Below are 26077 nucleotides of genomic sequence, written 5' to 3'. Positions count from 1 at the left end.
CCACTCAGCCAGCACGCGCTCGGATCGCGGTAGGGACGCTCATCACTGAGCGCCCTCCGGCACAGATCCGAGCGGGCCCAATTCGGGCACTCGGCTCCCACCTCGGGTGTTTGACGGCAAAGCGTTCGCTCGGCCACGGGTGGAGAACGCGGGGCCGGGGCACACTCAGCCTGCGCCACCAGGGCAGGCTGATGAACCTGTTGCGCCACGGGCAGGGCCGGTTCCGGTCCGGTCGTGCGGCGGCGGTGTCGGCGCTGCGCCGGGCCGCGGTCGTCCCTCGGATGAGACCAGCGTGCGTATCGAGGGCTGTAACGCGTATCATTGGGTCTTCCACTCGGCCGAGGCGGTCGTTCATCACGCCGCCCCGACGCGGGCCGCCGTGGTGCACCAGATGAGGGACGATCACCGGCCTGCGGTGTGGCTCTCCGACCGCTCCATGGCTCAACAGGGACACGCGGCAGAGCATCAGACCTGCCTGGCGCATCTGGCCCGCGACGTCGCCTTTGCAGTCGAGGTTAGCGAGAATCCGGTGCCGCTGCGCCTGCAGCTATGGCTGGGGTCCGTGTTCAACCCTGGTGGAGGCTCTCGACGCGATCGACGCGAAACGCCCTGAGCGAGGAAGAGCGGGCCACCCTCGGCGCTGCGCTTCTGGCCACCGCTGAGAAGGTAGGGGCCGACCCCGAGGTGCTGATCGCCTTCAGCACGCGGTCGCCTGAGCCGGTTGCCGACACTCCGGATCGCGAAGCTGCTGCAGCCTAGGAGGCGAACGATGCAACGCAAAGCACCGTTCAGCCGCTGCGAACGCCGTGTCTTACCCGGGCGGCTGCGGGCCGACATCATGCTGCGCCAGGAAGGCCGCTGCACCGATTGCGGCACCCGGTTGATCATTGGCTTCTTCGTTTTCGACCACCGGCCTCCATTGGCTCTGCGGAGCGAGGATGAGAATGCGAACGATTCGAACCGGCTTGCGGCGATCTGCTGGGCCTGCGACCAGCGTAAAACGCCGCGAGACCTGAGAGAGATTGCCCGCACCAAGCGACTGGCCGAGGCGCACGAGGATCATCTCGCGCGCATGCGGGACAAGATGGCCGGGCGCCGAGTGCCAACCCGCAAGGAATGGCGGGAGTTCGAGCGCTGGCTGAGTCGAGGGACGACGGCCTCCCTGAAGATGGAGGATCCTGATGCGCAGCCGAGGGATGCTCTCGACGAACAGTGAGACCTGTTGGCGGGCGGCAGATGCCGGGGGAGTGGGCCCAATAGTAGCTTGGCGACAATCTCCTCGGATTTGTGCGCTGTGCCATCTCGTCCGCCTTTTGGGCCCAAAAGACACGCATCAGGACAGGACAACCCTGTCAGATCGGATGAGAGCCGGATTATTAGAGAATGAAGTCCGCCGCGCTCAGAGCAACATGCCCGGCGAGCGTAATATAAAGATCGTGAGCTGGGTTGCCGTCCACGCGCCCTTCGACGTAGGTCAGATTCTGGCTCGCGTCGTAGCCGTAAGCAAGCTGCCCAGCACCTGTGATCGGGTTTGTGCCGACAAAGGTGAAGTGGTTAAGCTTCGTAGTCTTAGTGATGGCGTCGATCTGATGAACGTCGATCTTGTCGCCCGTGATCCAGTCCGTGATCAGATCGTGGGCCGTGCGGGTTGAATCCTTTGTACTAGCATAGACGAAGGTATCGGCTCCGCCGCCGCCCGTGATGGTGTCGGCTCCGAGCGCGCCCGTGATGATGTCGTTGGCGGTGCCGCCCCAGAGCGTGTCGGAGCCCGAGGTGCCCACGACGGTCTGCGGCTGGTCGCCAGAGAGCACGGCGATGTCACCCTCGCCATAGCCGACGAACGGAGCCGTCCACTGTCCGAAGGTGGCGCCATCGCTGAAGGTCTGGAGCGGAAGGCTCTCGAAGTCTTCCGTGATCGAGCCGGTCACGTTGTCAAACGCAACCTTTGCATCCTCGGTGTAGAAGCCGATCTTGCCCGACGTGTACGGTGTCTCCAGATCGGTGATCGTGGCCAGGCTCTGTCCGTCGAGCGTCACCGTGAACGTCGCACCGCTCTGAGAGATGTCAAAGTGGTGCTGCGTTCCGACCGGGGACGCGTAGTCGCCCGTCGCAAGGAAACGCTGGCCGCCGGGATAAGAAGGATCACGTTTGCCGATTTCCCAGCCATTCGTCTTGAATGCGACGTAGTAGAAGTGATCCGGGTCCGTGTAGTCGAATACGGCCCAGGCCGTTTCCCACGGATTCGGCGGCGATCCCGTGCGTAGCTGGGCCAGCGTAATGAAATCCGCACTGAACTGAACGTCGCTGATGGACTGATCTGAGACGACAAGTGCCGAATGAGTCTGATCTGATGAGGTCGCAACGCTGGGTTGCAGAACAAGGGCGTGATTCGATATCATGGAAACCTTCATTTACTAGTGGCTGACGAATTGCTTGCTGCGATCGTGCCTGTTCGCAAACGCGGCAGTTGTCCAGCGACTTGAGGTGCTATATATTTCTGATCTCGTATAGGTCCGAAAATTGTTTTTCCTCGACTCGCATGATGATGCTGAGAATGCATTCGCCCGTGTTCCCGGCCGTGTTGCGTCTGATTGCACGCGCCTTGCTATGGACCACCAGTGTTGGCCGTCCGGGTAACAGAGGCGTTAAGCCGTTGCGCTGACTTGATAGGGATTAGACGTGTCGGTCATCTAGGTGGGAGAGGCGTTAAGCTGCTCGCTTAAACTGCTACGCAATTACGCTCTGCGGCTTCTTCCATCTGGATAGTGAGCCCTCCGAACTGCTCGCAGGTCGCTTCCTGATTGATTTCCTCGCACGGGGGTGGTTCTTCACGCAGTTTCGTGGAAGCGGTAAGACGTCCCGCTCTGGCTGGGAGCGAGCGGCGATGCGCTGATCGCACAGGGAGAGAGCGTGGTGCAGACGATCCACACGATCGCGGTGAGCGAGGTCGCGTCCTGGGATTGGGATGGCCCCGCTTTCGGTACTGCTGGCGAACCGGTGAGTCGGCTGAGATGGGGCGGACGTTCCGCATGGGATGAATGCGCCGTGATCCGGAAGGTTCACGATGTCGCTTCCCCCGGCGGCGCTGGTCCGGCCGAGACCGCCGTCGTCGCTCACGCCTCCTTCCCACGCGGCCACGCCTGCCTCAGCCTGCGCGACGCCCTCGGCCCGATCTAGGCCGACAGCCCGTTCGCCGGCCTCCTTGCCGCCTGTAGCAAGAGCCAGCCGAATGTCCCTGGCGGCTGGCTTTGATTCTGCTGGCGTCGTTCGCCCAGAACTGGCTGATTAGCAGTACAGCTCAGTGAGGGGCAGGCCATCCAAAATGGGCAACGCACGCGGCTGAGCAGGAGGAGGGCGTGAGAGCCGCGCGAGAGGATCGGTTTGCAGGCTAACTCGAGCTGGATCCTGTCCGGCTGGGATTTTTGGACGAGACCGCCGTCACCAGCATGGAAGGCGCTGCGGCGGAGTGCGGCGGCCCGCACGGTCAGCGACCTCTGAGAGGCGATCCGGCGCGCTTTTTCGGTCGTCAAGCCATCTGAGAGTCCGTTGGGAAAGGGTGGCCAAGAGAAAATGCGGGATGATAGAGCATGTCTGCTCGTCTCGAATGGATGAATGGCCCCTCCTTGGTCTGGACCGCTGCAAATCGGCCGCGCTATGATCGTCGCAGCCAGAGATACCCGAGTGATATGACGAACGACGAGTGGCTCACCCTGGAGCCACTGCTTCCTGTCGCGGAGGGGATCGGGCGGCCCCGGACCTATCCTATTCGGGACATCATGAACGGCATCCGCTACGTGCAGCGGTACGGCATTCCCTGGGATGCCATGCCAAAGGATCTGCCGCCCGCCAGTCTCTGCTACGATTACTGGCGGTTGCTCACCGATGGCGGCCACATGGACCGGATCAACCATCATCTCGTGATGAGGGATCGTGAGAAGTCCGGGAAAGAAGCCAGTCCAACGCTGGCGATTGTGGATGCCCAGGCGGTGAAGTGTGACGCCCCGCAAGGCGAGCGCGGGTACGATGCGGCGAAACAAGTGCTGGGGCGCAAGCGGCATCTGGCGGTCGACAGCGACGGACGCCTGCTTGCGGTGATGATCACTCCGGCCAACGTTCAGGATCAAGAGGGCGGGATCCCGCTCGTCAAGCGCTTGGTTCGTCTCTGTCCCTGGATCAAGACAATCGTGGTGGACGGTGGGTACAAGGCCCGTTTCATTGAGGCGGTTCAGGCTGGCACGAGCCGTGTCGTGGAAGTGGTCGTACGGCCGCAATTTGGGAAGGGCTTTGTGCTTCTGCCGAAACGATGGCGGATTGAGCAAAGCATCGGCGCTCTCACGGTGTCGCGCCGTCTCAAGCTGGATTACGATACGCTGCTTCACATCTCGGCGGCGGCTATGCTTTTCGCCTCTATAACTCGGCTTCTCGCGTCAATCACTATGAAATGACCCTTTCCCAACGGACTCTGAGAGCCGCAATGATTTCGCGCGGCTGGATACGACGCCGATGATCCTACAGGATCGGGCACTGCTCAAATGCAGGGCAATCCCACCGAACGGCCTTCGCCGCCCGGACGTGCGAGCTGGCGGGCGAGGGCAAGCAGGTTCTATCGCCTGTCTCGGTGCTTCTGAGCGTGCCAACCACGATAAAGACGCAATACGGCACGGGTCCTGATTGGAACCTTGGCCAGCGCGATCATGGAGTCGCGCAATGCGTATTGCCGGCGCTGCATCGGGACACGGCGAATATTGGACCGACGTAGATGCTGCCGTTTGCTGTCTACGGTCCCATGGCGATTACGACGGTGCTCTGAGCACCAAATCTTGCTGCATAGCACGCGTGCTGACTTCGTAACACTCGTGGAGGAGGCGGCGCACCGCCTCCTCGCTCTCCTCATATCCCCTTGCTCGGTAATTCGCTGCCCGTGATCCCGACCAACCAGCGCGATGGTCATGGCTTGTCTTGAAAGGAACGAGTGAATGTTGAAGAGGCGGCCTTGACGATGCAGAGCGAGGCGTGCGTGGCCTCGCCATAGGGCTTGCGTGGTAGATGTCCGCTATTGATGCTTTCGGACTCTGGCGCCATGCGGCTCTGTAGCCTGAGTGTCGGTACGACTGGCGCGTGTCCCGCGTACTTCCCAAGTACGCGCCGGGGTGAACCGATCCATCACTTGATACGGTAGGACGCTCCGCTTGGCGCCAAAGATCCGCTTCAGCGGATCATAAATCTGGTCCGACACGCATCGCCCCCTTTTTCGTCACTCTAGCTTCGCGGTCAATCCGTTGGGCTTGGGCTGGGCTGGAAAACAGATTGCTCAGCGTGACGATTACCCGAGACTTGGCTTGCTCGACGTAGCTGTCCTTGCATCCTGTGACGATGCAGCTCGATACGCGGATTTTCTGCTCGACCGCAAAGCGATTAGCATCGTTCAGCGAGATTTTTACCACCTGTCCGCGGTCGCGCGCCTTGTTTGGAGGCTGGAATTCCGGTGGCAGCGCGTCGGTGACCGGCAGGATCCGGGCGATCTGGCCCGGTACGCTCTGGTGGTGCGCCGAGACCTGCACCGGCTGGCCCTCGGACACGTCGAAGAGGTAGCTTTCCGGCATGTAGGCGAGCACGAAACTTGTGCCGGTGTAGATGGAGGCCAGCCGGTTCGAGCCCGGTGTGAGGACCTCTCCGGGATTGGCGATGGCGCTGCCGATCACACCCGACACCGGGGCGGTCAGCACGCCCTCCGCATAAACCTTGCGCAAGTTCTCAGAAGCAGCCGTTATCTCGGCGAGCGCCGCCCGGTTCGACGCCAGTTCCGTGTCAAGCGAGGTTTTTTCCGACGTGATGGTCATCAGCCGCTCGGTCGCGGTGAACGAGGCCGCGGTGACCTCGTGCAGCGAGCGATTGAGCGCAAGGCCCGAGATCTTGGCCTTGTTCAAGTCGGCCATGAACTCGTTGGCCTGCTTCGCGCCGACCTGAGCGATCGGCACCATGGCAGCAACGATTGCCTTGCGAGCTTCGAGTTGAGCAATGCGTGAGGAGATCTTCGCGCGCTCGACGGAGAACTCCGCGAGGGACTTCGAGATCGACGGCGAGTCGACGACGGCCACCTTCTGGCCGGCGAAGACCGAGTCGCCGGGGCGAACGAACACCTCGCGCACCCGCGCGTCATAGGGCGTCGCCACGTAGACTCGGTCGCGGGTGACCAAGCCGTCTGCGCTCAGCACCAGACCACCATTCGAGTAATAGTAGGTTCCTGCCGCGCCACCGCCGATCACGGTGGTGCCGACCAGGAACACCCGGAACAGCTTGCCCCAGCCAACCCGGCTCGCCTTCAGTTCAGCAGACATATCTCTCTCCCACGTTCAGGCCGCGATCGATTGACGGAGGTTGCGCGCGATCAGCGCATCGGCGATCCGTACCGATGCCGTTCCATCGCCGAACGGGTTAGAGCCGCCTAGTCGACGCGGTGCATTGCCTTGCGTCAGATCGCGCGCCATCGCGGTGATGGCGTCGTAGTTGGATCCGACCAGGGTTCCGAAACCTGCCGTGACCACCTCCGGTCGCTCAGTCGTATTCCGGGTGATCAGAATCGGCAGGCCAAAGGTCGGGGCCTCCTCCTGCACACCGCCCGAATCGCTGACCACGAGCCACGCGCGGCTGAGCAGATGGACGAAATCGAGGTACTGGAGCGGCGCAAGCAGACGCACGTTCTCGATCCCGCCGAGCATTCCCATTACGTCACTGCGCACCTCCGGATTGAGATGCACCGGCAGCGCGACGACCTTGTCCCCATCCTCGGCGAGCGAGCGCAGGGCGCGCAGCACGTCCCGCATCGGGCCGCCGATGTTCTCGCGGCGGTGCATGGTCGCGAGGATCAGCTTCTTGTCGGCCGAGATCTCGGCCACGCCCGGGTCGATCGGCGCGTAGTCCTCGCCCACCTTCGTGCGCGCAAAGAGCAGCGCGTCCACCACAGTGTTGCCGACCGTAATCACAGAAGCCGGCGCGACCCCCTCGTTGAGCAGGTTGTTGGCGCTCTCCACAGTGGGCGGGAAGTGCAGGCTCGCGCTAACCGAGATCGCGCGCCGGTTGTACTCTTCCGGCCAGGGTGAATAGAGATTTCCGGTGCGCAAGCCAGCCTCGACATGCGCCACGGGAACCCGGGATAAGAACCCCGCGGTGGCCGCGGCCGAGGCCGTGATCGTGTCGCCCTGGACCACGATCCAGTCGTAGTGCGTCGCGCGGAGTGTTGCAGCGATCTGGTTCGTCATTAGGCCGAATTTCTCGGCCAGACCAGGCTCGTTCATCACTGCTTCACCATGACATGTGACAGTGATGTCGAACAGTTGCAGGAGACCGGTGGCCAATTCAATGTGCTGACCAGTCCAGTAGGCGTCGACCTGAATACCCGGATGTGCCGCAAGGGCGCGATAGACTGGGCCGAGTTTGATGATTTCGGGACGAGTCCCGAAGGCGATAAGAATACGCATGTGCCGTCCTTTGGGGCGTGTCTGGTTAGCGCGTGGCAGTCATAAAATTTTCTGGTAGGTCGTGTGTTGTTTTCGACCACACGATCGGCTTCGTTGCGAACTGTGACTCCCCGATATAGGTCTTCCACGCACGAAAGACGGCTGCCGCGTTGATGTAGAGCCCGATCGGCCAGCGGTATGCGATACCTATCAGATCATAGGTGCCGTAGACTTCGTGGCTCGCCACTACTCGAATGGTGTATCTCACAATGAGCGCGGCGAGATTTAGGTAAATCGATGCAACAAAGACCGGCTCTATCGGGTCCGGCATCTCTGATGGATCAATCAGGCCGAGCACGATCAATACGAGGAAGACAAATGAGACAGGCGGCAGGAAGTTGGTGATGATACCCTTCCGATCGCGCACAAAAAAGTATTTGTCCCAGGCATTGCCTTCCCAGCCGAGCTTGTGCGTGGCCTCGAAGTTGATGCCGTAGACCCAGCGAGTCTTCTGCTTGATGCTCGCGGCCAAGGTCTTCGGGAAGAACTCGCGCGTAGCGACGTAGTTGAGGCCGCTCGCGTCGTCAGCGGAGACCGCCGCGAAGGCCGCGCTGAATCCGGCGCGCTTGGCTTCCACCCCGAGAATGTAGTCCTCGGTAACCGTGCCCGACATCAGCACCTGCCCGCGCGTCGCAAGGAAGTACTTCAGCAACTTCTTGGTCATCGCGGTGCCGACCCCGGCCGAAGGGATCGCCGCGCCGACCGCATTTCTCACGATCATCTCGCGAGTGTGTCGTTCGGCGAATTCGTCCATATAGGTCGAGGCGACCGGCAAGCCCTTCCCGCGGCTGAGCGAGAACACCGGGACCTGAATGAAATCGTGATCCTGGCTGTACTGCGCGTAGATGGGAAAGGTACGCGGATCAATCACGTCTTCGCTGTCGTGCAGCACAGCTATATCGGGGCAATCCTCGCGCTCGAATACCTGCTGGAACATCTCGTTCAGCATCTGTCCCTTCGAGGTAGGGCCATTGAGCGTGTTGATAATGACAGTGACCCGGTCCGGGTACTTCGCCTCGAGCTCCTTTGCGACGCGCAGGGTGCCCGTGTCGTTTGGATAGACGCCAAGGAACAGGCTTACAGAAGGGTAAGGAATGCGGGCGAGGTTCCCCTCGACCATTTTTCCAAGAACTTCCTCCTCGTGCCAATTCGCGACGAACACGGCGATTCGGGGAATGTCAGTCCTCTCGGCGAGACCAGGAAGACCTTTTCGAAGGATGCCGAATGCAATGATGTCGATGAAGGCGTCGTCAAGGGATGAAACATTGATCAGCAAACTTACGACGAGCATTACAACCAGAATGGTATCACCCATAACGCCACATCCTACGCGTGCAGAAAGTCCACGACGGTGGTGCCGGGGTCTTCTGGGATTAAACTTTTCTTAAAATCTGAGACCAGTCCAGTCAACTGGCAGGAGTACGAGTACGTACGGATTCCGACTTATCCCCTCGGACCTAGGCCTTCCGGCTTATCCATTTTCGTAGACTCTGTTGATGGCGCGGCGGTGCAGGATGAATTGCAGTAAATTTGGTATTCAGAAACAAACGGTCTAATAATGGTGACGCCATGCCGGCTTCTGGAGCATACGCCGTGTCTACAATTTTATGCTATCCAAATTGAGGTCTTGCTTCTGTGCCCCGATAACGCTCATCTCTACGTGGCGGTCCGTTCGGATCGTTGGTCGACTTGCGGCCTGTTCACCACGAATATTCTGATCGGCGCAGACGACTGGACGAGCGCAGCCGGCCGAGTCGTCAGGGCAGGCAAGTTGTCATGGCCGCTCCAGCTATCGATGATGATCTGGGCGCAGAGGATCTCCCGACTCGGAAATCCGTTGGCATGTCATCTCGACCGAATCGAGGGACGGATCGCTGCCGCCACAGTTTGACCCCGAGAGACCAACACCGCGACGGTCACGGAGCAGACGGGAGAGCATATTTGCTCCGCGGTCTGTCACATGCTCACGCCGCGCTTCTCGCATTGCTCTGGTCATGCGGTGCCGCTGCCTGCTCTGCGTACACAAGACGAGATTTGGCACCTGCCCAAAAAGCCCGAATTTCTGATGCTAGCCGGCTCTGTCAGGAGCTCGATGAGCGCGTGAACGTCTTTTTCGGCCGACCCACCGAGGGCGAATGGCGGTACTCTGGATCGACGGGACTCTCGTGAAGGTGCGCGAGGCTGGCCGCATGGTCTTCGGTGGCAGTGGGCGTCAACGTGGACAGTCGGCGCGTGGTGCCGGGCATGGACGTAAGTCCGGCCGAGGTCGAGACCGTCTGGACGGCGTTTTCAGGCCGCAGGTAAGTGACCGACAAGTCCAGCCTCAAGCTGCCGAATCTTGCGCAGGGCAGCGCCGCGCGACTGCATCAGGTCGGTCACGGCCCGTCCGAGGTCGACGTCCGAGCTCCCGTTGTCTAATTCAATTGAGTACCTTACCGGAGTACATCTTCCATTCGTATTCGTTCATTCCGTCTATAAATGCGTCCGCACGCTTGATGCCGATCAAGAAAAAATTCCGAATGAAAGCGGTTTCAATGTATTCGCAGGTTGTGCTGCTTCTGATGATCCCGCCGGATGTGTTTTCTGTGTCAAATGTAACGAATCTCGCACTATAAACCAGATTGTACTCTTTAGCAAATGAGGCAAATTCAGTTTCTGTGGGAAAAATCATTTTGTGACCTGTAAGATACTGATATCTGCTGAGACTAGGAGTCCCGCGAAAATAAACCTTTGAGCTAACAAATCTATAACTCGAGACAGATGATAAGCGGGCTCTGATCGCTTCAGAGCAAACTTTGTCTATCTTCCAATCCGCGATAAAATCGCAAGATCCTAGGAGGACAGGTAAGCCTAAAATCAGGATCATTTTTCTTAGAAAGAACAAAGGATCCACCATCTAGAAGGAATTGGTCCAGTGCTGGTTTCCGATCTCAGTGGAGGGGTCTTGGCACATCTCACCCGCTTATTAACTTAGATCATTCTGTCGCTGTGATCAAACTGTATCTACCCTGTTTCCTTCGTCTTTGTTGGGAATTGCGCATGGGGCAGCCTTCTTCCCGGCCTGCTTTTGCCCTTCCAGGGGAGTCAGACTGGCTCCGGTCATCGAGATGCGGTTCTGGCAAAGTCCGTCCGAACAGAAACAATTTTGTCATCCCGAGGGCGTGCGTGAGGACGGGTCACCCTTTTTTCGGCCGGATCACGATCAAGGCGGCGATACTTCGGGGCGCGCACCCGACGGCCCCGTGGCAGCATTGCGGTCGGAACGCTCGTCACCGGCCATGTGGGCCCTGGTCTGTTGCATCCAGCAGATCCGGTTCGCGCATCCCGAACCTTCCGCTGGCCCTCAACCGAGTAATCACCCCGTAGACGACGGCGAGGCCGTGGTGGATGCCGTTCGCCCAGAAGCCTCAGCAAGGCTCGCGGCGCACGCTCCCGCCGTCTCGGGAGTGAACTGAAGCGCGAGTTGCGTGCCCCCGGTCACCTGCACGACCAAGATCGGCATCCCGCTGCTTTGAGATCGACCGGTAGCCCATCTCTCGACCGGAAAATGGCAGTTGTCGATCCGCGTGCCCTCGGGATGCGGAGCGGTGCTGCTGCAGACCGCGCTCACCGCCAGAAGCGCACGACCCAACTCGCCCGATTGGGCAGTTGTCAGTCCGATTGGGATCACGCGGCCGCCCGCATGCACCTTCATCAGCGGCGTGGTGTCGAAACCGACCTCGACCGTGAAGCTGACTTGAGAAGGCGTCGATGACTCAGACATGGCGGGCTGAGGACTCGATGGACAAGTGAAGGCAGGATCGGCGCGCAACCGAGCGCACCTCCATTCACTGTCGTTGGGGGCGAGTCAACGCAGGCACTTGTGTTTGTCGGCGTAGGGCTCGCGGGACACACGTAGAGAGGGGTTCTCCCCCGCTGAAGACTTGTTGCCGCTCAACTAAGTAAATTCTAAACAGAGCGATAGCCTTCGGCCGAAATGCAAAGAGGCCCGGCGTACCGGGCCCCTTCGCGCTTTCGATGAGTGTCAGCCCAGGAGTGCTGGGATCTCAGGCAAGGCCGAGGTGCAGCGGGTCATACATGACCTGCGCATGCCCGGCGCTGTCCTCCGTGATCTTGAAGGCCGCGGCATCGTACGTGCCCTGGAGGTTCAGAGCCGCCGTATGCACCCCGTCGCTGACCGTGAGCACACCACCCGTGCCCTGCGCGTTCGCTGCATAGGAGGCTGAGGTTCCAGTCCCGAACAGCAGGTCGGCGAGGTCGATCTGATCGCCGGCCCCGAACCCGGTGATGCTGCCGTTGAAGTGGAAGCTGTCGTCCAGCTTCAACGTGCCGTCACCCTGGCCGAGATCAACGTGGGCCGAGGAGGCCGTGCCGAACTCGACGGTCGCGTTGCCGTCGATGACCGTGGTGCCTGAGCCGGTCACCGCACCCTCAATCGTCACGTTCCCGCCGTGCGCCCACACCGTTCCGGTATTGTCGAGCGCGCTCTTGACCACGAGGCCGCCGCTGCCGGTCGCCGCGAGGGTACCGGCGTTCTCGACCACGGTCGTGCCAGTGTCGATCACGAGGGCGTGGCTGCCGTCAGCGACGATCTTGCCGGAGGCCTCGTTGGTCAGCGTGAGCGAACCACCGCCGAGCTGGCCGGCGCCCGAGATCGTGTTGTCCACGTTCGTGAGCGTGACCGTGCTCTTGGTGCCGGCGATGGCGTTGCCATCGTCGTCCGACATCTTGACCGTGCCGCCGCCGGTGAGGGTGATGCCTTGATCGATGACCTGCAGCAGGGTGCCGCCGCCGGTCGAGTTGAGCTCGATGGTGCCGGTGTTGGTCACCGACCCGCTGAGCGGCAGCATCGCACCGTCGCTGAGGGACATGGTCCCGCTGTTGGTCACCGCCGGAGGCTGGTCGAACACGAAGTTCGCCGCGCTCAGGTCAGAGGCGTGGACGTGATCGAGTGTGATCGTCTGGCCGTCGGCGAGCGTGATCACGGCGTTCCCGGCACTGTCGTCAGCCAGGTGGGCTTGGACGTCCGTGAAGCTCGTGAATCCGCTGTAGCCGATCAGGTCGATCTTATCGGCCGCGACGTCGAAGCTGTAGATCTTGTCCTCTCCGATGGGGTTGCCGAACACGAACAGGTCCGCGGCGGTGCTGCCGGTGAGCGTGTCGTGTCCAGACCAGGCGAAGATCGGCGAGCCCTTGGCGTAAGCCTCGACGTTATCTGCGATGGTCGTCGTGCCCATGGTCCCGTCGGCGTTGGTCCAGGCCATGGTCACGTTCAGGACGGCCGCGCCGGTGTAGGTTGCCGGCGTGGTGACGCTCAGGGATGCGAGATCGGTCGTCGTCACGGTCCACGAGCCGTCGGCATTCTTCATGCCGTTGCTCAGGGTCCAGTCGGACGGGAGATCCGTGACGGTTACTGTGACCTCGGCGTGCTTACCTGTAGGATCTCCAAGCGCGAGATTGATAGGCTCGCCAGCAGTGCCCGCCGGCGCAATTTTCGTCGCTGTCTGTGCGGTAAGGCTAGCCGTATGATTCTGGAGGTCCGTGTAGCTGGCTGTTGCTCTAAAGAAGTAAATCCCCCCAGTCTCCGGGTTCTGCCCGCCCGCAGGCGAATAAGTAGAAGTTGATCCGGTTCCTGTGGATGTGCCTTTGCCCGGTTGCCAGTTCACACCATCTGTTGATCTCTCCCAAATCCACGTAACACCGGAGCTAGGAACACCGTCGGCATCCGAAAGACTTGCAGTGAGACTCGATGTCTTCCCCTGTCCGGTTGCGCTGGCTGAAATCGACACCGAGCCGGCCCGATCGACGTCGGTCACGGATGCCGTGGCCGCGCTGGTGGCTGTACCCGCGTGACCCTGGCCATCGGTGTAGGACGCCACCACCCGGAACTGCTTGCCGCTATCCGAGTAGCCCAGCGTGTAAGCCGAGGCGGTCGCGCCCGACACGTCCGTCCAGGTCGTGCCGTTCGTCGAGGACTGCCACTTGTACGTGGTTGAGCTCGGGTTGCCGTCCGGGTCGGTCACCGCACCCGCCGTGAGGGTCTGGCCCTCAGTGGCCGTGCCGGTCACCGCGCCGATCGAGCCGGCCCGATCCACGTCGGTCACGGATGCTGTGGCTGCGCTGGTGGCTGTACCCGCGTGACCCTGGCCATCGGTGTAGGACGCCACCACCCGGAACTGCTTGCCGCTATCCGAGTAGCCCAGCGTGTAAGCCGAGGCGGTCGCGCCCGACACGTCCGTCCAGGTCGTGCCGTTCGTCGAGGACTGCCACTTGTACGTGGTTGAGCTCGGGTTGCCGTCCGGGTCGGTCACCGCACCCGCCGTGAGGGTCTGGCCCTCGGTGGCGGAGCCGCTGATCGCCGCGATCGAGCCAGCCCGATCCGTGTCCACAACGGCAGAGGTCGGATCGCTGAAGACGCTGACCGTGTGGTTGTCGCCATCGGTGTAGGAGGCGACCACCCGGTAGACGTCGCCCGCGGTCTTGAAGCCGAGGTCGAACGACGAGCTGGTGGCACCCGAGACGTTGCTGAAGTCGCTGTCGCCAGCGTGCTTCACCTGCCACTGGTAGCTGACCGAGCTCGGGTTGCCGTCCGGGTCGGTCACCGCACCCGCCGTGAGGGTCTGGCCCTCGGTGGCGGAGCCGCTGATCGCCGCGATCGAGCCAGCCCGATCCGTGTCGGTCACCGCTGCCGTCGGAGCGCTCGACACCGTCACGGTGTGACCATCGGCATCCGTGTAGGTGGCGTTCACCCGGTAGACATCACCCGCCGTGGTGTAGCCCAGAGCCAGCGTCGAGGCGGTGGCACCCGAGACGTCATGGTACTGACCATCCGTCCCGAGCTTCTGCCACTGGTAGCTGACCGAGCTCGGGTTGCCGTCCGGGTCGGTCACCGCACCCGCCGTGAGGGTCTGGCCCTCGGTGGCGGAGCCGCTGATCGCCGCGATCGAGCCAGCCCGATCCGTGTCCACAACGGCAGAGGTCGGATCGCTGAAGACGCTGACCGTGTGGTTGTCGCCATCGGTGTAGGAGGCGACCACCCGGTAGACGTCGCCCGCGGTCTTGAAGCCGAGGTCGAACGACGAGCTGGTGGCACCCGAGACGTTGCTGAAGTCGCTGTCGCCAGCGTGCTTCACCTGCCACTGGTAGCTGACCGAGCTCGGGTTGCCGTCCGGGTCGGTCACCGCACCCGCCGTGAGGGTCTGGCCCTCGGTGGCGGAGCCGCTGATCGCCGCGATCGAGCCAGCCCGATCCGTGTCGGTCACCGCTGCCGTCGGAGCGCTCGACACCGTCACGGTGTGACCATCGGCATCCGTGTAGGTGGCGTTCACCCGGTAGACATCACCCGCCGTGGTGTAGCCCAGAGCCAGCGTCGAGGCGGTGGCACCCGAGACGTCATGGTACTGACCATCCGTCCCGAGCTTCTGCCACTGGTAGCTGACCGAGCTCGGGTTGCCGTCCGGGTCGGTCACCGCACCCGCCGTGAGGGTCTGACCCTCGGTGGCGGAGCCGCTGATCGCCGCGATCGAGCCAGCCCGATCCGTGTCCACAACGGCAGAGGTCGGATCGCTGAAGACGCTGACCGTGTGGTTGTCGCCATCGGTGTAGGAGGCGACCACCCGGTAGACGTCGCCCGCGGTCTTGAAGCCGAGGTCGAACGACGAGCTGGTGGCACCCGAGACGTTGCTGAAGTCGCTGTCGCCAGCGTGCTTCACCTGCCACTGGTAGCTGACCGAGCTCGGGTTGCCGTCCGGGTCGGTCACCGCACCCGCCGTGAGGGTCTGGCCCTCGGTGGCGGAGCCGCTGATCGCCGCGATCGAGCCAGCCCGATCCGTGTCGGTCACCGCTGCCGTCGGAGCGCTCGACACCGTCACGGTGTGACCATCGGCATCCGTGTAGGTGGCGTTCACCCGGTAGACATCACCCGCCGTGGTGTAGCCCAGAGCCAGCGTCGAGGCGGTGGCACCCGAGACGTCATGGTACTGACCATCCGTCCCGAGCTTCTGCCACTGGTAGCTGACCGAGCTCGGGTTGCCGTCCGGGTCGGTCACCGCACCCGCCGTGAGGGTCTGGCCCTCGGTGGCGGAGCCGCTGATCGCCGCGATCGAGCCAGCCCGATCCGTGTCGGTCACCGCTGCCGTCGGAGCGCTCGACACCGTCACGGTGTGACCATCGGCATCCGTGTAGGTGGCGTTCACCCGGTAGACATCACCCGCCGTGGTGTAGCCCAGAGCCAGCGTCGAGGCGGTGGCACCCGAGACGTCATGGTACTGACCATCCGTCCCGAGCTTCTGCCACTGGTAGCTGACCGAGCTCGGGTTGCCGTCCGGGTCGGTCACCGCACCCGCCGTGAGGGTCTGACCCTCGGTGGCGGAGCCGCTGATCGCCGCGATCGAGCCAGCCCGATCCGTGTCCACAACGGCAGAGGTCGGATCGCTGAAGACGCTGACCGTGTGGTTGTCGCCATCGGTGTAGGAGGCGACCACCCGGTAGACGTCGCCCGCGGTCTTGAAGCTCAGAGCCAGCGTCGAGGCGGTGGCACCCGAGACGTCATGGTACTGACCATCCGTCCCGAGCTTCTGCCACTGGTAGCTGACCGAGCTCGGGTTGCCGTCCGGGTCGGTCACCGCACCCGCCGTGAGGGTCTGACCCTCGGTGGCGGAGCCGCTGATCGCCGCGATCGAGCCAGCCCGATCCGTGTCCACAACGGCAGAGGTCGGATCGCTGAAGACGCTGACCGTGTGGTTGTCGCCATCGGTGTAGGAGGCGACCACCCGGTAGACGTCGCCCGCGGTCTTGAAGCTCAGAGCCAGCGTCGAGGCGGTGGCACCCGAGACGTCATGGTACTGACCATCCGTCCCGAGCTTCTGCCACTGGTAGCTGACCGAGCTCGGGTTGCCGTCCGGGTCGGTCACCGCACCCGCCGTGAGGGTCTGACCCTCGGTGGCGGAGCCGCTGATCGCCGCGATCGAGCCAGCCCGATCCGTGTCCACAACGGCAGAGGTCGGATCGCTGAAGACGCTGACCGTGTGGTTGTCGCCATCGGTGTAGGAGGCGACCACCCGGTAGACGTCGCCCGCGGTCTTGAAGCTCAGAGCCAGCGTCGAGGCGGTGGCACCCGAGACGTCATGGTACTGACCATCCGTCCCGAGCTTCTGCCACTGGTAGCTGACCGAGCTCGGGTTGCCGTCCGGGTCGGTCACCGCACCCGCCGTGAGGGTCTGGCCCTCGGTGGCGGAGCCGCTGATCGCCGCGATCGAGCCAGCCCGATCCGTGTCGGTCACCGCTGCCGTCGGAGCGCTCGACACCGTCACGGTGTGACCATCGGCATCCGTGTAGGTGGCGTTCACCCGGTAGACATCACCCGCCGTGGTGTAGCTCAGAGCCAGCGTCGAGGCGGTGGCACCCGAGACGTCATGGTACTGACCATCCGTCCCGAGCTTCTGCCACTGGTAGCTGACCGAGCTCGGGTTGCCGTCCGGGTCGGTCACCGCACCCGCCGTGAGGGTCTGACCCTCGGTGGCGGAGCCGCTGATCGCCGCGATCGAGCCAGCCCGATCCGTGTCGGTCACCGCTGCCGTCGGAGCGCTCGACACCGTCACGGTGTGACCATCGGCATCCGTGTAGGTGGCGTTCACCCGGTAGACATCACCCGCCGTGGTGTAGCCCAGAGCCAGCGTCGAGGCGGTGGCACCCGAGACGTCATGGTACTGACCATCCGTCCCGAGCTTCTGCCACTGGTAGCTGACCGAGCTCGGGTTGCCGTCCGGGTCGGTCACCGCACCCGCCGTGAGGGTCTGGCCCTCGGTGGCGGAGCCGCTGATCGCCGCGATCGAGCCAGCCCGATCCGTGTCGGTCACCGCTGCCGTCGGAGCGCTCGACACCGTCACGGTGTGACCATCGGCATCCGTGTAGGTGGCGTTCACCCGGTAGACATCACCCGCCGTGGTGTAGCCCAGAGCCAGCGTCGAGGCGGTGGCACCCGAGACGTCATGGTACTGACCATCCGTCCCGAGCTTCTGCCACTGGTAGCTGACCGAGCTCGGGTTGCCGTCCGGGTCGGTCACCGCACCCGCCGTGAGGGTCTGACCCTCGGTGGCGGAGCCGCTGATCGCCGCGATCGAGCCAGCCCGATCCGTGTCCACAACGGCAGAGGTCGGATCGCTGAAGACGCTGACCGTGTGGTTGTCGCCATCGGTGTAGGAGGCGACCACCCGGTAGACGTCGCCCGCGGTCTTGAAGCTCAGAGCCAGCGTCGAGGCGGTGGCACCCGAGACGTCATGGTACTGACCATCCGTCCCGAGCTTCTGCCACTGGTAGCTGACCGAGCTCGGGTTGCCGTCCGGGTCGGTCACCGCACCCGCCGTGAGGGTCTGACCCTCGGTGGCGGAGCCGCTGATCGCCGCGATCGAGCCAGCCCGATCCGTGTCCACAACGGCAGAGGTCGGATCGCTGAAGACGCTGACCGTGTGGTTGTCGCCATCGGTGTAGGAGGCGACCACCCGGTAGACGTCGCCCGCGGTCTTGAAGCCGAGGTCGAACGACGAGCTGGTGGCACCCGAGACGTTGCTGAAGTCGCTGTCGCCAGCGTGCTTCACCTGCCACTGGTAGCTGACCGAGCTCGGGTTGCCGTCCGGGTCGGTCACCGCACCCGCCGTGAGGGTCTGACCCTCGGTGGCGGAGCCGCTGATCGCCGCGATCGAGCCAGCCCGATCCGTGTCCACAACGGCAGAGGTCGGATCGCTGAAGACGCTGACCGTGTGGTTGTCGCCATCGGTGTAGGAGGCGACCACCCGGTAGACGTCGCCCGCGGTCTTGAAGCCGAGGTCGAACGACGAGCTGGTGGCACCCGAGACGTTGCTGAAGTCGCTGTCGCCAGCGTGCTTCACCTGCCACTGGTAGCTGACCGAGCTCGGGTTGCCGTCCGGGTCGGTCACCGCACCCGCCGTGAGGGTCTGGCCCTCGGTGGCGGAGCCGCTGATCGCCGCGATCGAGCCAGCCCGATCCGTGTCGGTCACCGCTGCCGTCGGAGCGCTCGACACCGTCACGGTGTGACCATCGGCATCCGTGTAGGTGGCGTTCACCCGGTAGACATCACCCGCCGTGGTGTAGCCCAGAGCCAGCGTCGAGGCGGTGGCACCCGAGACGTCATGGTACTGACCATCCGTCCCGAGCTTCTGCCACTGGTAGCTGACCGAGCTCGGGTTGCCGTCCGGGTCGGTCACCGCACCCGCCGTGAGGGTCTGACCCTCGGTGGCGGAGCCGCTGATCGCCGCGATCGAGCCAGCCCGATCCGTGTCCACAACGGCAGAGGTCGGATCGCTGAAGACGCTGACCGTGTGGTTGTCGCCATCGGTGTAGGAGGCGACCACCCGGTAGACATCACCCGCCGTGGTGTAGCCCAGAGCCAGCGTCGAGGCGGTGGCACCCGAGACGTCATGGTACTGACCATCCGTCCCGAGCTTCTGCCACTGGTAGCTGACCGAGCTCGGGTTGCCGTCCGGGTCGGTCACCGCACCCGCCGTGAGGGTCTGGCCCTCGGTGGCGGAGCCGCTGATCGCCGCGATCGAGCCAGCCCGATCCGTGTCGGTCACCGCTGCCGTCGGAGCGCTCGACACCGTCACGGTGTGACCATCGGCATCCGTGTAGGTGGCGTTCACCCGGTAGACATCACCCGCCGTGGTGTAGCCCAGAGCCAGCGTCGAGGCGGTGGCACCCGAGACGTCATGGTACTGACCATCCGTCCCGAGCTTCTGCCACTGGTAGCTGACCGAGCTCGGGTTGCCGTCCGGGTCGGTCACCGCACCCGCCGTGAGGGTCTGACCCTCGGTGGCGGAGCCGCTGATCGCCGCGATCGAGCCAGCCCGATCCGTGTCCACAACGGCAGAGGTCGGATCGCTGAAGACGCTGACCGTGTGGTTGTCGCCATCGGTGTAGGAGGCGACCACCCGGTAGACGTCGCCCGCGGTCTTGAAGCCGAGGTCGAACGACGAGCTGGTGGCACCCGAGACGTTGCTGAAGTCGCTGTCGCCAGCGTGCTTCACCTGCCACTGGTAGCTGACCGAGCTCGGGTTGCCGTCCGGGTCGGTCACCGCACCCGCCGTGAGGGTCTGGCCCTCGGTGGCGGAGCCGCTGATCGCCGCGATCGAGCCAGCCCGATCCGTGTCCACAACGGCAGAGGTCGGATCGCTGAAGACGCTGACCGTGTGGTTGTCGCCATCGGTGTAGGAGGCGACCACCCGGTAGACGTCGCCCGCGGTCTTGAAGCCGAGGTCGAACGACGAGCTGGTGGCACCCGAGACGTTGCTGAAGTCGCTGTCGCCAGCGTGCTTCACCTGCCACTGGTAGCTGACCGAGCTCGGGTTGCCGTCCGGGTCGGTCACCGCACCCGCCGTGAGGGTCTGGCCCTCGGTGGCGGAGCCGCTGATCGCCGCGATCGAGCCAGCCCGATCCGTGTCCACAACGGCAGAGGTCGGATCGCTGAAGACGCTGACCGTGTGGTTGTCGCCATCGGTGTAGGAGGCGACCACCCGGTAGACGTCGCCCGCGGTCTTGAAGCCGAGGTCGAACGACGAGCTGGTGGCACCCGAGACGTTGCTGAAGTCGCTGTCGCCAGCGTGCTTCACCTGCCACTGGTAGCTGACCGAGCTCGGGTTGCCGTCCGGGTCGGTCACCGCACCCGCCGTGAGGGTCTGACCCTCGGTGGCGGAGCCGCTGATCGCCGCGATCGAGCCAGCCCGATCCGTGTCCACAACGGCAGAGGTCGGATCGCTGAAGACGCTGACCGTGTGGTTGTCGCCATCGGTGTAGGAGGCGACCACCCGGTAGACGTCGCCCGCGGTCTTGAAGCTCAGAGCCAGCGTCGAGGCGGTGGCACCCGAGACGTCATGGTACTGACCATCCGTCCCGAGCTTCTGCCACTGGTAGCTGACCGAGCTCGGGTTGCCGTCCGGGTCGGTCACCGCACCCGCCGTGAGGGTCTGACCCTCGGTGGCGGAGCCGCTGATCGCCGCGATCGAGCCAGCCCGATCCGTGTCCACAACGGCAGAGGTCGGATCGCTGAAGACGCTGACCGTGTGGTTGTCGCCATCGGTGTAGGAGGCGACCACCCGGTAGACGTCGCCCGCGGTCTTGAAGCTCAGAGCCAGCGTCGAGGCGGTGGCACCCGAGACGTCATGGTACTGACCATCCGTCCCGAGCTTCTGCCACTGGTAGCTGACCGAGCTCGGGTTGCCGTCCGGGTCGGTCACCGCACCCGCCGTGAGGGTCTGGCCCTCGGTGGCGGAGCCGCTGATCGCCGCGATCGAGCCAGCCCGATCCGTGTCCACAACGGCAGAGGTCGGATCGCTGAAGACGCTGACCGTGTGGTTGTCGCCATCGGTGTAGGAGGCGACCACCCGGTAGACGTCGCCCGCGGTCTTGAAGCTCAGAGCCAGCGTCGAGGCGGTGGCACCCGAGACGTCATGGTACTGACCATCCGTCCCGAGCTTCTGCCACTGGTAGCTGACCGAGCTCGGGTTGCCGTCCGGGTCGGTCACCGCACCCGCCGTGAGGGTCTGACCCTCGGTGGCGGAGCCGCTGATCGCCGCGATCGAGCCAGCCCGATCCGTGTCGGTCACCGCTGCCGTCGGAGCGCTCGACACCGTCACGGTGTGACCATCGGCATCCGTGTAGGTGGCGTTCACCCGGTAGACATCACCCGCCGTGGTGTAGCTCAGAGCCAGCGTCGAGGCGGTGGCACCCGAGACGTCATGGTACTGACCATCCGTCCCGAGCTTCTGCCACTGGTAGCTGACCGAGCTCGGGTTGCCGTCCGGGTCGGTCACCGCACCCGCCGTGAGGGTCTGACCCTCGGTGGCGGAGCCGCTGATCGCCGCGATCGAGCCAGCCCGATCCGTGTCCACAACGGCAGAGGTCGGATCGCTGAAGACGCTGACCGTGTGGTTGTCGCCATCGGTGTAGGAGGCGACCACCCGGTAGACGTCGCCCGCGGTCTTGAAGCCGAGGTCGAACGACGAGCTGGTGGCACCCGAGACGTTGCTGAAGTCGCTGTCGCCAGCGTGCTTCACCTGCCACTGGTAGCTGACCGAGCTCGGGTTGCCGTCCGGGTCGGTCACCGCACCCGCCGTGAGGGTCTGACCCTCGGTGGCGGAGCCGCTGATCGCCGCGATCGAGCCAGCCCGATCCGTGTCCACAACGGCAGAGGTCGGATCGCTGAAGACGCTGACCGTGTGGTTGTCGCCATCGGTGTAGGAGGCGACCACCCGGTAGACGTCGCCCGCGGTCTTGAAGCCGAGGTCGAACGACGAGCTGGTGGCACCCGAGACGTTGCTGAAGTCGCTGTCGCCAGCGTGCTTCACCTGCCACTGGTAGCTGACCGAGCTCGGGTTGCCGTCCGGGTCGGTCACCGCACCCGCCGTGAGGGTCTGACCCTCGGTGGCGGAGCCGCTGATCGCCGCGATCGAGCCAGCCCGATCCGTGTCCACAACGGCAGAGGTCGGATCGCTGAAGACGCTGACCGTGTGGTTGTCGCCATCGGTGTAGGAGGCGACCACCCGGTAGACGTCGCCCGCGGTCTTGAAGCTCAGAGCCAGCGTCGAGGCGGTGGCACCCGAGACGTCATGGTACTGACCATCCGTCCCGAGCTTCTGCCACTGGTAGCTGACCGAGCTCGGGTTGCCGTCCGGGTCGGTCACCGCACCCGCCGTGAGGGTCTGACCCTCAGTGGCGGAGCCGCTGATCGCCGCGATCGAGCCAGCCCGGTCGGTGTCTTGGACCGCGGCGGTCGCCGCGCTGTAGACCACGATTCCCTGTTGGCTCTGTGCGTCAGTGTAGGTGGCCTTGACCCGGTAGACGTCACCCGCCGTGGTGTAGCCGAGGCTCAGCGTGGAGCCCGTCTGACCCACCACATCATGGAATTGGCCGTCGGTGCCGAGCCTCTGCCATTGGTAGCCGACCGTCCCCGAGATGCCGTCCGCGTCGGATACGATCCCGGCCGTCAGGACCTGCCCCTCCTTGGCGGTACCCGTGATGGTCGAAATGGCCCCGGTCTGATTGAGCAAGAAATCCGAAGCGGCCAGTGTCGTGACGTTCTGTAATTCGATTTTCAGATCGGCGGTGCCGTCGCCATTAGTGTCAGCGTAGACGAAGGCGCTGGTTCCGCTGGTGGTGTACCAAACGGAATTGGCAGCCCCGCTGGCAGTTCCATTCCAGGCAAGCTGTCCTAGCGCGCGCAGATCGATCTTGTCGCCCTGTGTGGACGAGAAATTCGTGATCTGGTCCCAGCTGGTGGCCGAGGCCGGAGCGTCGGTCGCTGCCTTGTAGACGAAGAAATCGGAGCCAAGACCGCCCTGAAGGACGTCCGCGCCAGCGCCACCTTGGATGATGTTGTGGATTGCGACGTTGCTGTTGATGCCCTGAATCACGTCCTTCCCGGCGCTGCCGTCGATGTCGACGGCAGTGAGCGTGGCTTCGGTGGTTTGGTTGGCGGAAAGTCTGCTGTTCAGGTAGGCAACGAATTGTGCTTTGCCGGCATCCGTGTTTGCAAAATCGGCGGTGCTGATTGCCGAAGTTCCGTAGAGGCCGAGTTCGCTGCTCGTCTCAGCGACATGGTAGCCACCATTCACGTCGCGATAGGTCGTGTAGTACTTGTTGTCGGCGGTCTTGAACGTGAGCAGCAGACTGCCACTGTTGAACGCCGACTGAATGGTCAGCGTCTGCGTTGCGTTGGTGGACCCGAACAGCGCGTTGTAGGCTTCCGTCCAACTGACGATCTCAACACCGCCGAGATTGTTCTTATTGCTTGAGTCCAGGACGTTGAGGTTGTCAACCGTGGTCCCGTTAGAAGTCGTCTGAGTAGCGGCCACGGCGAAATATCCTTCCTGAGCAGAGGGGGTGAGCGGCGCAGCGGCGCCAGCGATGTCGGAGGAGATCGTCCAGGTCCCGCCGAGGGCGGCGTGACCGATAAGCGATTGGGCAACAGTGACAGGGGCGCCACCTGCCGCCTTGAGCGCGCGCGTCAGCGCCGCGCCCTCAGCGCCTGCGCCCGCGTGACAGCTCCAGACGAGAAGTTGGCCGTCCTCGCCGAGTGCGCGGCCGACCAGGGCCAATTCGTCCGCGTGATCGCGTACCGTGTCGGCTGTGACGGCGCCCGCGGCGAAGTTGATCGATCCGGGAGATCCGTGCGCCAAGATATGGATGGCATCGAGGTCGGCGCGTCCGCGCAGGGCCTGCGCTATCTGGAGTGGAGCGGGGCTCGATGCCTCCAGCAGGATCGGCTCAATCTCGCGGCGCAACCCAGCCCGCAGCACTTCGACCGCATCCAGCCCCGGATCGATGAACGCGACCTCGCGCGCGCAACGGGAACACTCCGCCGCGTCAGGGCGGACCGGACGAACAGCCTTGACTTCCATAAAAACCCCCACCCACTCCCCGCGCGAGCAGAACACCGTCTGCTTCGTTCTTGTCGTTCCGCATACACGGTCGACTGAACACCCGCCATCATCCATTCGATCTAAGCTACGTACTTTGACGCATCTTTAGGCCTACTACCGTTTCGAAAAAGCAACAGTTTAGCCTTGCGATCCGGACTGATCCGGTAGGTTTTGTTGACCATCGCTCAAGCTGTCCGGATTTTGGGATGTCTTCACTCAACGCGCACGCCAAGCTTTCAACGCGTATAGCGCGCGGGCGCGAGCCGAGAGTCCGAACAACGTCGGCACGCCACGGTTTGGGGGCCGAATCGGTCATACACCTCGAGCAAGTAGAAAGACCCGCTTAGACAGAGCAGATTCACCAACCCGCTCATCACACTGACCCCCATGAGGGCCAGCTTACAGCGCATGAGTGCTGCGAATAGCATTATCGCTCCACGCGCATCAACGTCCGCTCGAGCGTCGGCCAAGTCCCACACACTCACTTGAATCCTCCTGAGACTTCTGGTGCAACTCTCATCCTTGACTAAACCCGACCAGATGCCTCTATGGATGGAGCTTGACTACGTACCCAGGAGATTTTCACAAGAAAGGCCACCTCGCTCTGTGTTGAGGCGGCGTGCGCCTGTGATGCGGCTCTTCCTATCCAGAAGGGTGTCCTGACACATCACCCATACGGACTACGATTTCACACTTTCTTAAGTGGTATAGCCGTTCTGACACAACTAAGTGCGGCGACGGTCAACTGGGCGCGGCCTAATACGATAGATCTAAGCCTTCCAATGTGGGTGATGGCAGCCCTGGCCATCGTACAGGCAGCAATCTCATGGCGGAATAGCGCGTCGCCGCGCTGGCAGCTTGTAAAAACTGGTCGAGTATCGGCACTATGTAATCTGAATTGTGCCGAGTTTTCCAGAATCTGGACGTCGCTTTCAGCTTGATCAGGTGGCTCTCATCAGCCGGATCTTCTCCGGGAGCAGGCTCGGGTGCTCAACTTTCTGGAGGAGACAATAGGCGGCCAACCGCGGTACGCCCGGCCGCTTTGATGCGGACTGGGCCGCTGACCGATCGTGATTGTCCCACCTAAAAGCGGTCAGGCTCGGCACGAACACGTCGCCATTCGGGTTGAGGTACGGGTCGTACTACGGATCAACTAGAGACACCCCTCGGCCGGCTTGATCGAGAAGGTTCAGCAGTCGCCTCAGCTCCACCCTCATCGCGTACTCTTGCGCTCTGGATGTGGTTCGCAGCTAGCGAACAGCCCGGCTTTTGCGGCAAATACCCGGTGGTCTGTCAAAACAAGGCAGCCAGCACGCTCCAGACCGGATTCGTCACCCATCGTCCAAGGCAAGATGTCTAACGCCTGTGCATCACGGAAATCCGTGTCCACGCCTCTGCCACGCGCATGCGGTTTGCAGCCCAGAATGCAGGCGCGTCTTTCACAGACACGATCTTTGGCCCCCCCGATGCGGAAGAGTTCCGAGGCACAACGGCTGTTCGCGTGGGCTGCACCTTCGGAGCCGGGGAGGGCGTCGGCGCAGCCGGCGCGCTTGAGCCTGGCTCGGGGGACCATCCGAGGCTGGCAAGATGCGTGCGCGCGCGCTGGCAGTATTCGACGCTGAGCGGGCTCATTGTCTTCTCGCCGTGCCCCGCGCGGTACTTCATCAGCGTGCGGCAGAGATCTCCGCCCGCCAAGCGCCAGGCTTCGGCCAGGTAGGCCACGCCGTAGTGGAGGTTCGTCTCGGGGACCGCGAGGTCCGCGTCGGTCCCGCGAAACCCCAGCATAGCGGCGGTGGCCGGCCGCACCTGCATCAACCCGATTTCCCCCACGGACCCGATTTGACTCGGATCGTACCCGCTCTCGATGCGTACGACCGCATCGGCGATCTGGGGCGGCAGCCCCCGCGCGAGCGCCTCCCGCATCAGGATCGGCAGGTACCGCGACCGGCGCGGGAATTGTCGCGACAGAGCATCGTCTGCCCCGATCGGTGCTGGTTTCGTCTCGGTCGTCGCGGTTCTGCCCTGCATGGCAGACGCCGGAACCGACGCGCACACCAGCAGCGTCAGAGCGAGCGCCGCTCCTCCTCCGAATCGTGATGTGCGCATGAACGTCCCGCGCTGGCCTGCCGC

At 63.4% G+C, this 26077-nt stretch carries 10 protein-coding genes and 2 pseudogenes; 5 read left to right on the top strand and 7 right to left on the bottom strand.

The genetic code is table 11. The features are described from left to right. Positions 1-179 precede the first annotated feature (179 nt). Together MNOD_RS43070 and MNOD_RS12210 are read left to right on the top strand one after the other, a co-directional pair. A pseudogene (locus tag MNOD_RS43070) lies at positions 180-571 on the top strand (IS66 family transposase); the annotation flags it as partial. Between the two features lie 198 nt (positions 572-769). After that, positions 770-1216 (top strand): HNH endonuclease, encoded by a 447-nt coding sequence (locus MNOD_RS12210; protein WP_015929198.1) that lies wholly within the window; start codon positions 770-772, stop codon positions 1214-1216. A 160-nt stretch (positions 1217-1376) separates the two neighbouring features. Here the strand turns inward: MNOD_RS12210 and MNOD_RS41405 are convergent, their stop codons facing one another. Further along, on the bottom strand, positions 1377-2399 hold the full coding sequence (locus MNOD_RS41405) for a M10 family metallopeptidase C-terminal domain-containing protein (RefSeq protein ID WP_015929197.1): 1023 nt from the start codon (positions 2397-2399) through the stop codon (positions 1377-1379). A 646-nt stretch (positions 2400-3045) separates the two neighbouring features. Here MNOD_RS41405 and MNOD_RS49930 point away from each other — a divergent pair. Continuing rightward, positions 3046-3177: a hypothetical protein gene (locus MNOD_RS49930; RefSeq protein ID WP_280113454.1), complete on the top strand. Its 132-nt coding sequence runs from the start codon at positions 3046-3048 to the stop codon at positions 3175-3177. A gap of 410 nt (positions 3178-3587) precedes the next feature. Next, positions 3588-4445 (top strand): IS5-like element ISMno12 family transposase, encoded by an 858-nt coding sequence (locus MNOD_RS12200; protein ID WP_015927380.1) that lies wholly within the window; start codon positions 3588-3590, stop codon positions 4443-4445. Positions 4446-5216: 771 nt separating this feature from the next. Here the strand turns inward: MNOD_RS12200 and MNOD_RS12195 are convergent. The 3 genes from MNOD_RS12195 to MNOD_RS12185 are packed head-to-tail and all read right to left on the bottom strand — an operon-like array spanning position 5217 to position 8832. Continuing rightward, positions 5217-6338: an HlyD family secretion protein gene (locus tag MNOD_RS12195; RefSeq protein WP_015929195.1), complete on the bottom strand. Its 1122-nt coding sequence runs from the start codon at positions 6336-6338 to the stop codon at positions 5217-5219. Between the two features lie 15 nt (positions 6339-6353). Continuing rightward, a complete protein-coding gene (wecB, locus tag MNOD_RS12190) occupies positions 6354-7478 on the bottom strand; it encodes a non-hydrolyzing UDP-N-acetylglucosamine 2-epimerase (RefSeq protein ID WP_015929194.1) in 1125 nt (374 codons plus the stop codon). 25 nt (positions 7479-7503) lie between these two features. Next, positions 7504-8832 (bottom strand): glycosyl transferase family protein, encoded by a 1329-nt coding sequence (locus MNOD_RS12185; RefSeq protein ID WP_015929193.1) that lies wholly within the window; start codon positions 8830-8832, stop codon positions 7504-7506. Between the two features lie 746 nt (positions 8833-9578). Here MNOD_RS12185 and MNOD_RS48960 point away from each other — a divergent pair. Beyond that, positions 9579-9806: pseudogene (locus MNOD_RS48960) on the top strand (transposase); the annotation flags it as partial. A gap of 1066 nt (positions 9807-10872) precedes the next feature. On the opposite strand, the gene MNOD_RS43065 reads toward MNOD_RS48960, so the two are convergent. From MNOD_RS43065 to MNOD_RS43060, 3 genes are all read right to left on the bottom strand, one after another. Then, a complete protein-coding gene (locus MNOD_RS43065) occupies positions 10873-11280 on the bottom strand; it encodes a hypothetical protein (RefSeq protein ID WP_083786392.1) in 408 nt (135 codons plus the stop codon). A gap of 283 nt (positions 11281-11563) precedes the next feature. Continuing rightward, on the bottom strand, positions 11564-23926 hold the full coding sequence (locus MNOD_RS12180; RefSeq protein ID WP_015929191.1) for a DUF4347 domain-containing protein: 12363 nt from the start codon (positions 23924-23926) through the stop codon (positions 11564-11566). Positions 23927-25303: 1377 nt separating this feature from the next. Next, a complete protein-coding gene (locus MNOD_RS43060; protein ID WP_341874487.1) occupies positions 25304-25975 on the bottom strand; it encodes a lytic transglycosylase domain-containing protein in 672 nt (223 codons plus the stop codon). Positions 25976-26077 lie beyond the last annotated feature (102 nt).

The sequence above is a fragment of the Methylobacterium nodulans ORS 2060 genome, assembly GCF_000022085.1.
Classification (GTDB): Bacteria; Pseudomonadota; Alphaproteobacteria; order Rhizobiales; family Beijerinckiaceae; genus Methylobacterium; species Methylobacterium nodulans.
Note: the sequence above shows the minus strand (reverse complement) of the source record. Positions and strands in the feature narration are given on the sequence as shown.

Bases quoted from the DNA above. Each gene is read 5' to 3' on its own strand.
- MNOD_RS12180 (WP_015929191.1), bottom strand. From the start codon at position 23,926: ATGGAAGTCAAGGCTGTTCGTCCGGTCCGCCCTGACGCGGCGGAGTGT.
- MNOD_RS43065 (WP_083786392.1), bottom strand. From the start codon at position 11,280: ATGTCTGAGTCATCGACGCCTTCTCAAGTCAGCTTCACGGTCGAGGTC.
- wecB (WP_015929194.1), bottom strand. From the start codon at position 7,478: ATGCGTATTCTTATCGCCTTCGGGACTCGTCCCGAAATCATCAAACTC.
- MNOD_RS43060 (WP_341874487.1), bottom strand. From the start codon at position 25,975: ATGCAGGGCAGAACCGCGACGACCGAGACGAAACCAGCACCGATCGGG.
- MNOD_RS12210 (WP_015929198.1), top strand. From the start codon at position 770: ATGCAACGCAAAGCACCGTTCAGCCGCTGCGAACGCCGTGTCTTACCC.
- MNOD_RS12185 (WP_015929193.1), bottom strand. From the start codon at position 8,832: ATGGGTGATACCATTCTGGTTGTAATGCTCGTCGTAAGTTTGCTGATC.
- MNOD_RS12195 (WP_015929195.1), bottom strand. From the start codon at position 6,338: ATGTCTGCTGAACTGAAGGCGAGCCGGGTTGGCTGGGGCAAGCTGTTC.
- MNOD_RS12200 (WP_015927380.1), top strand. From the start codon at position 3,588: ATGTCTGCTCGTCTCGAATGGATGAATGGCCCCTCCTTGGTCTGGACC.
- MNOD_RS41405 (WP_015929197.1), bottom strand. From the start codon at position 2,399: ATGATATCGAATCACGCCCTTGTTCTGCAACCCAGCGTTGCGACCTCA.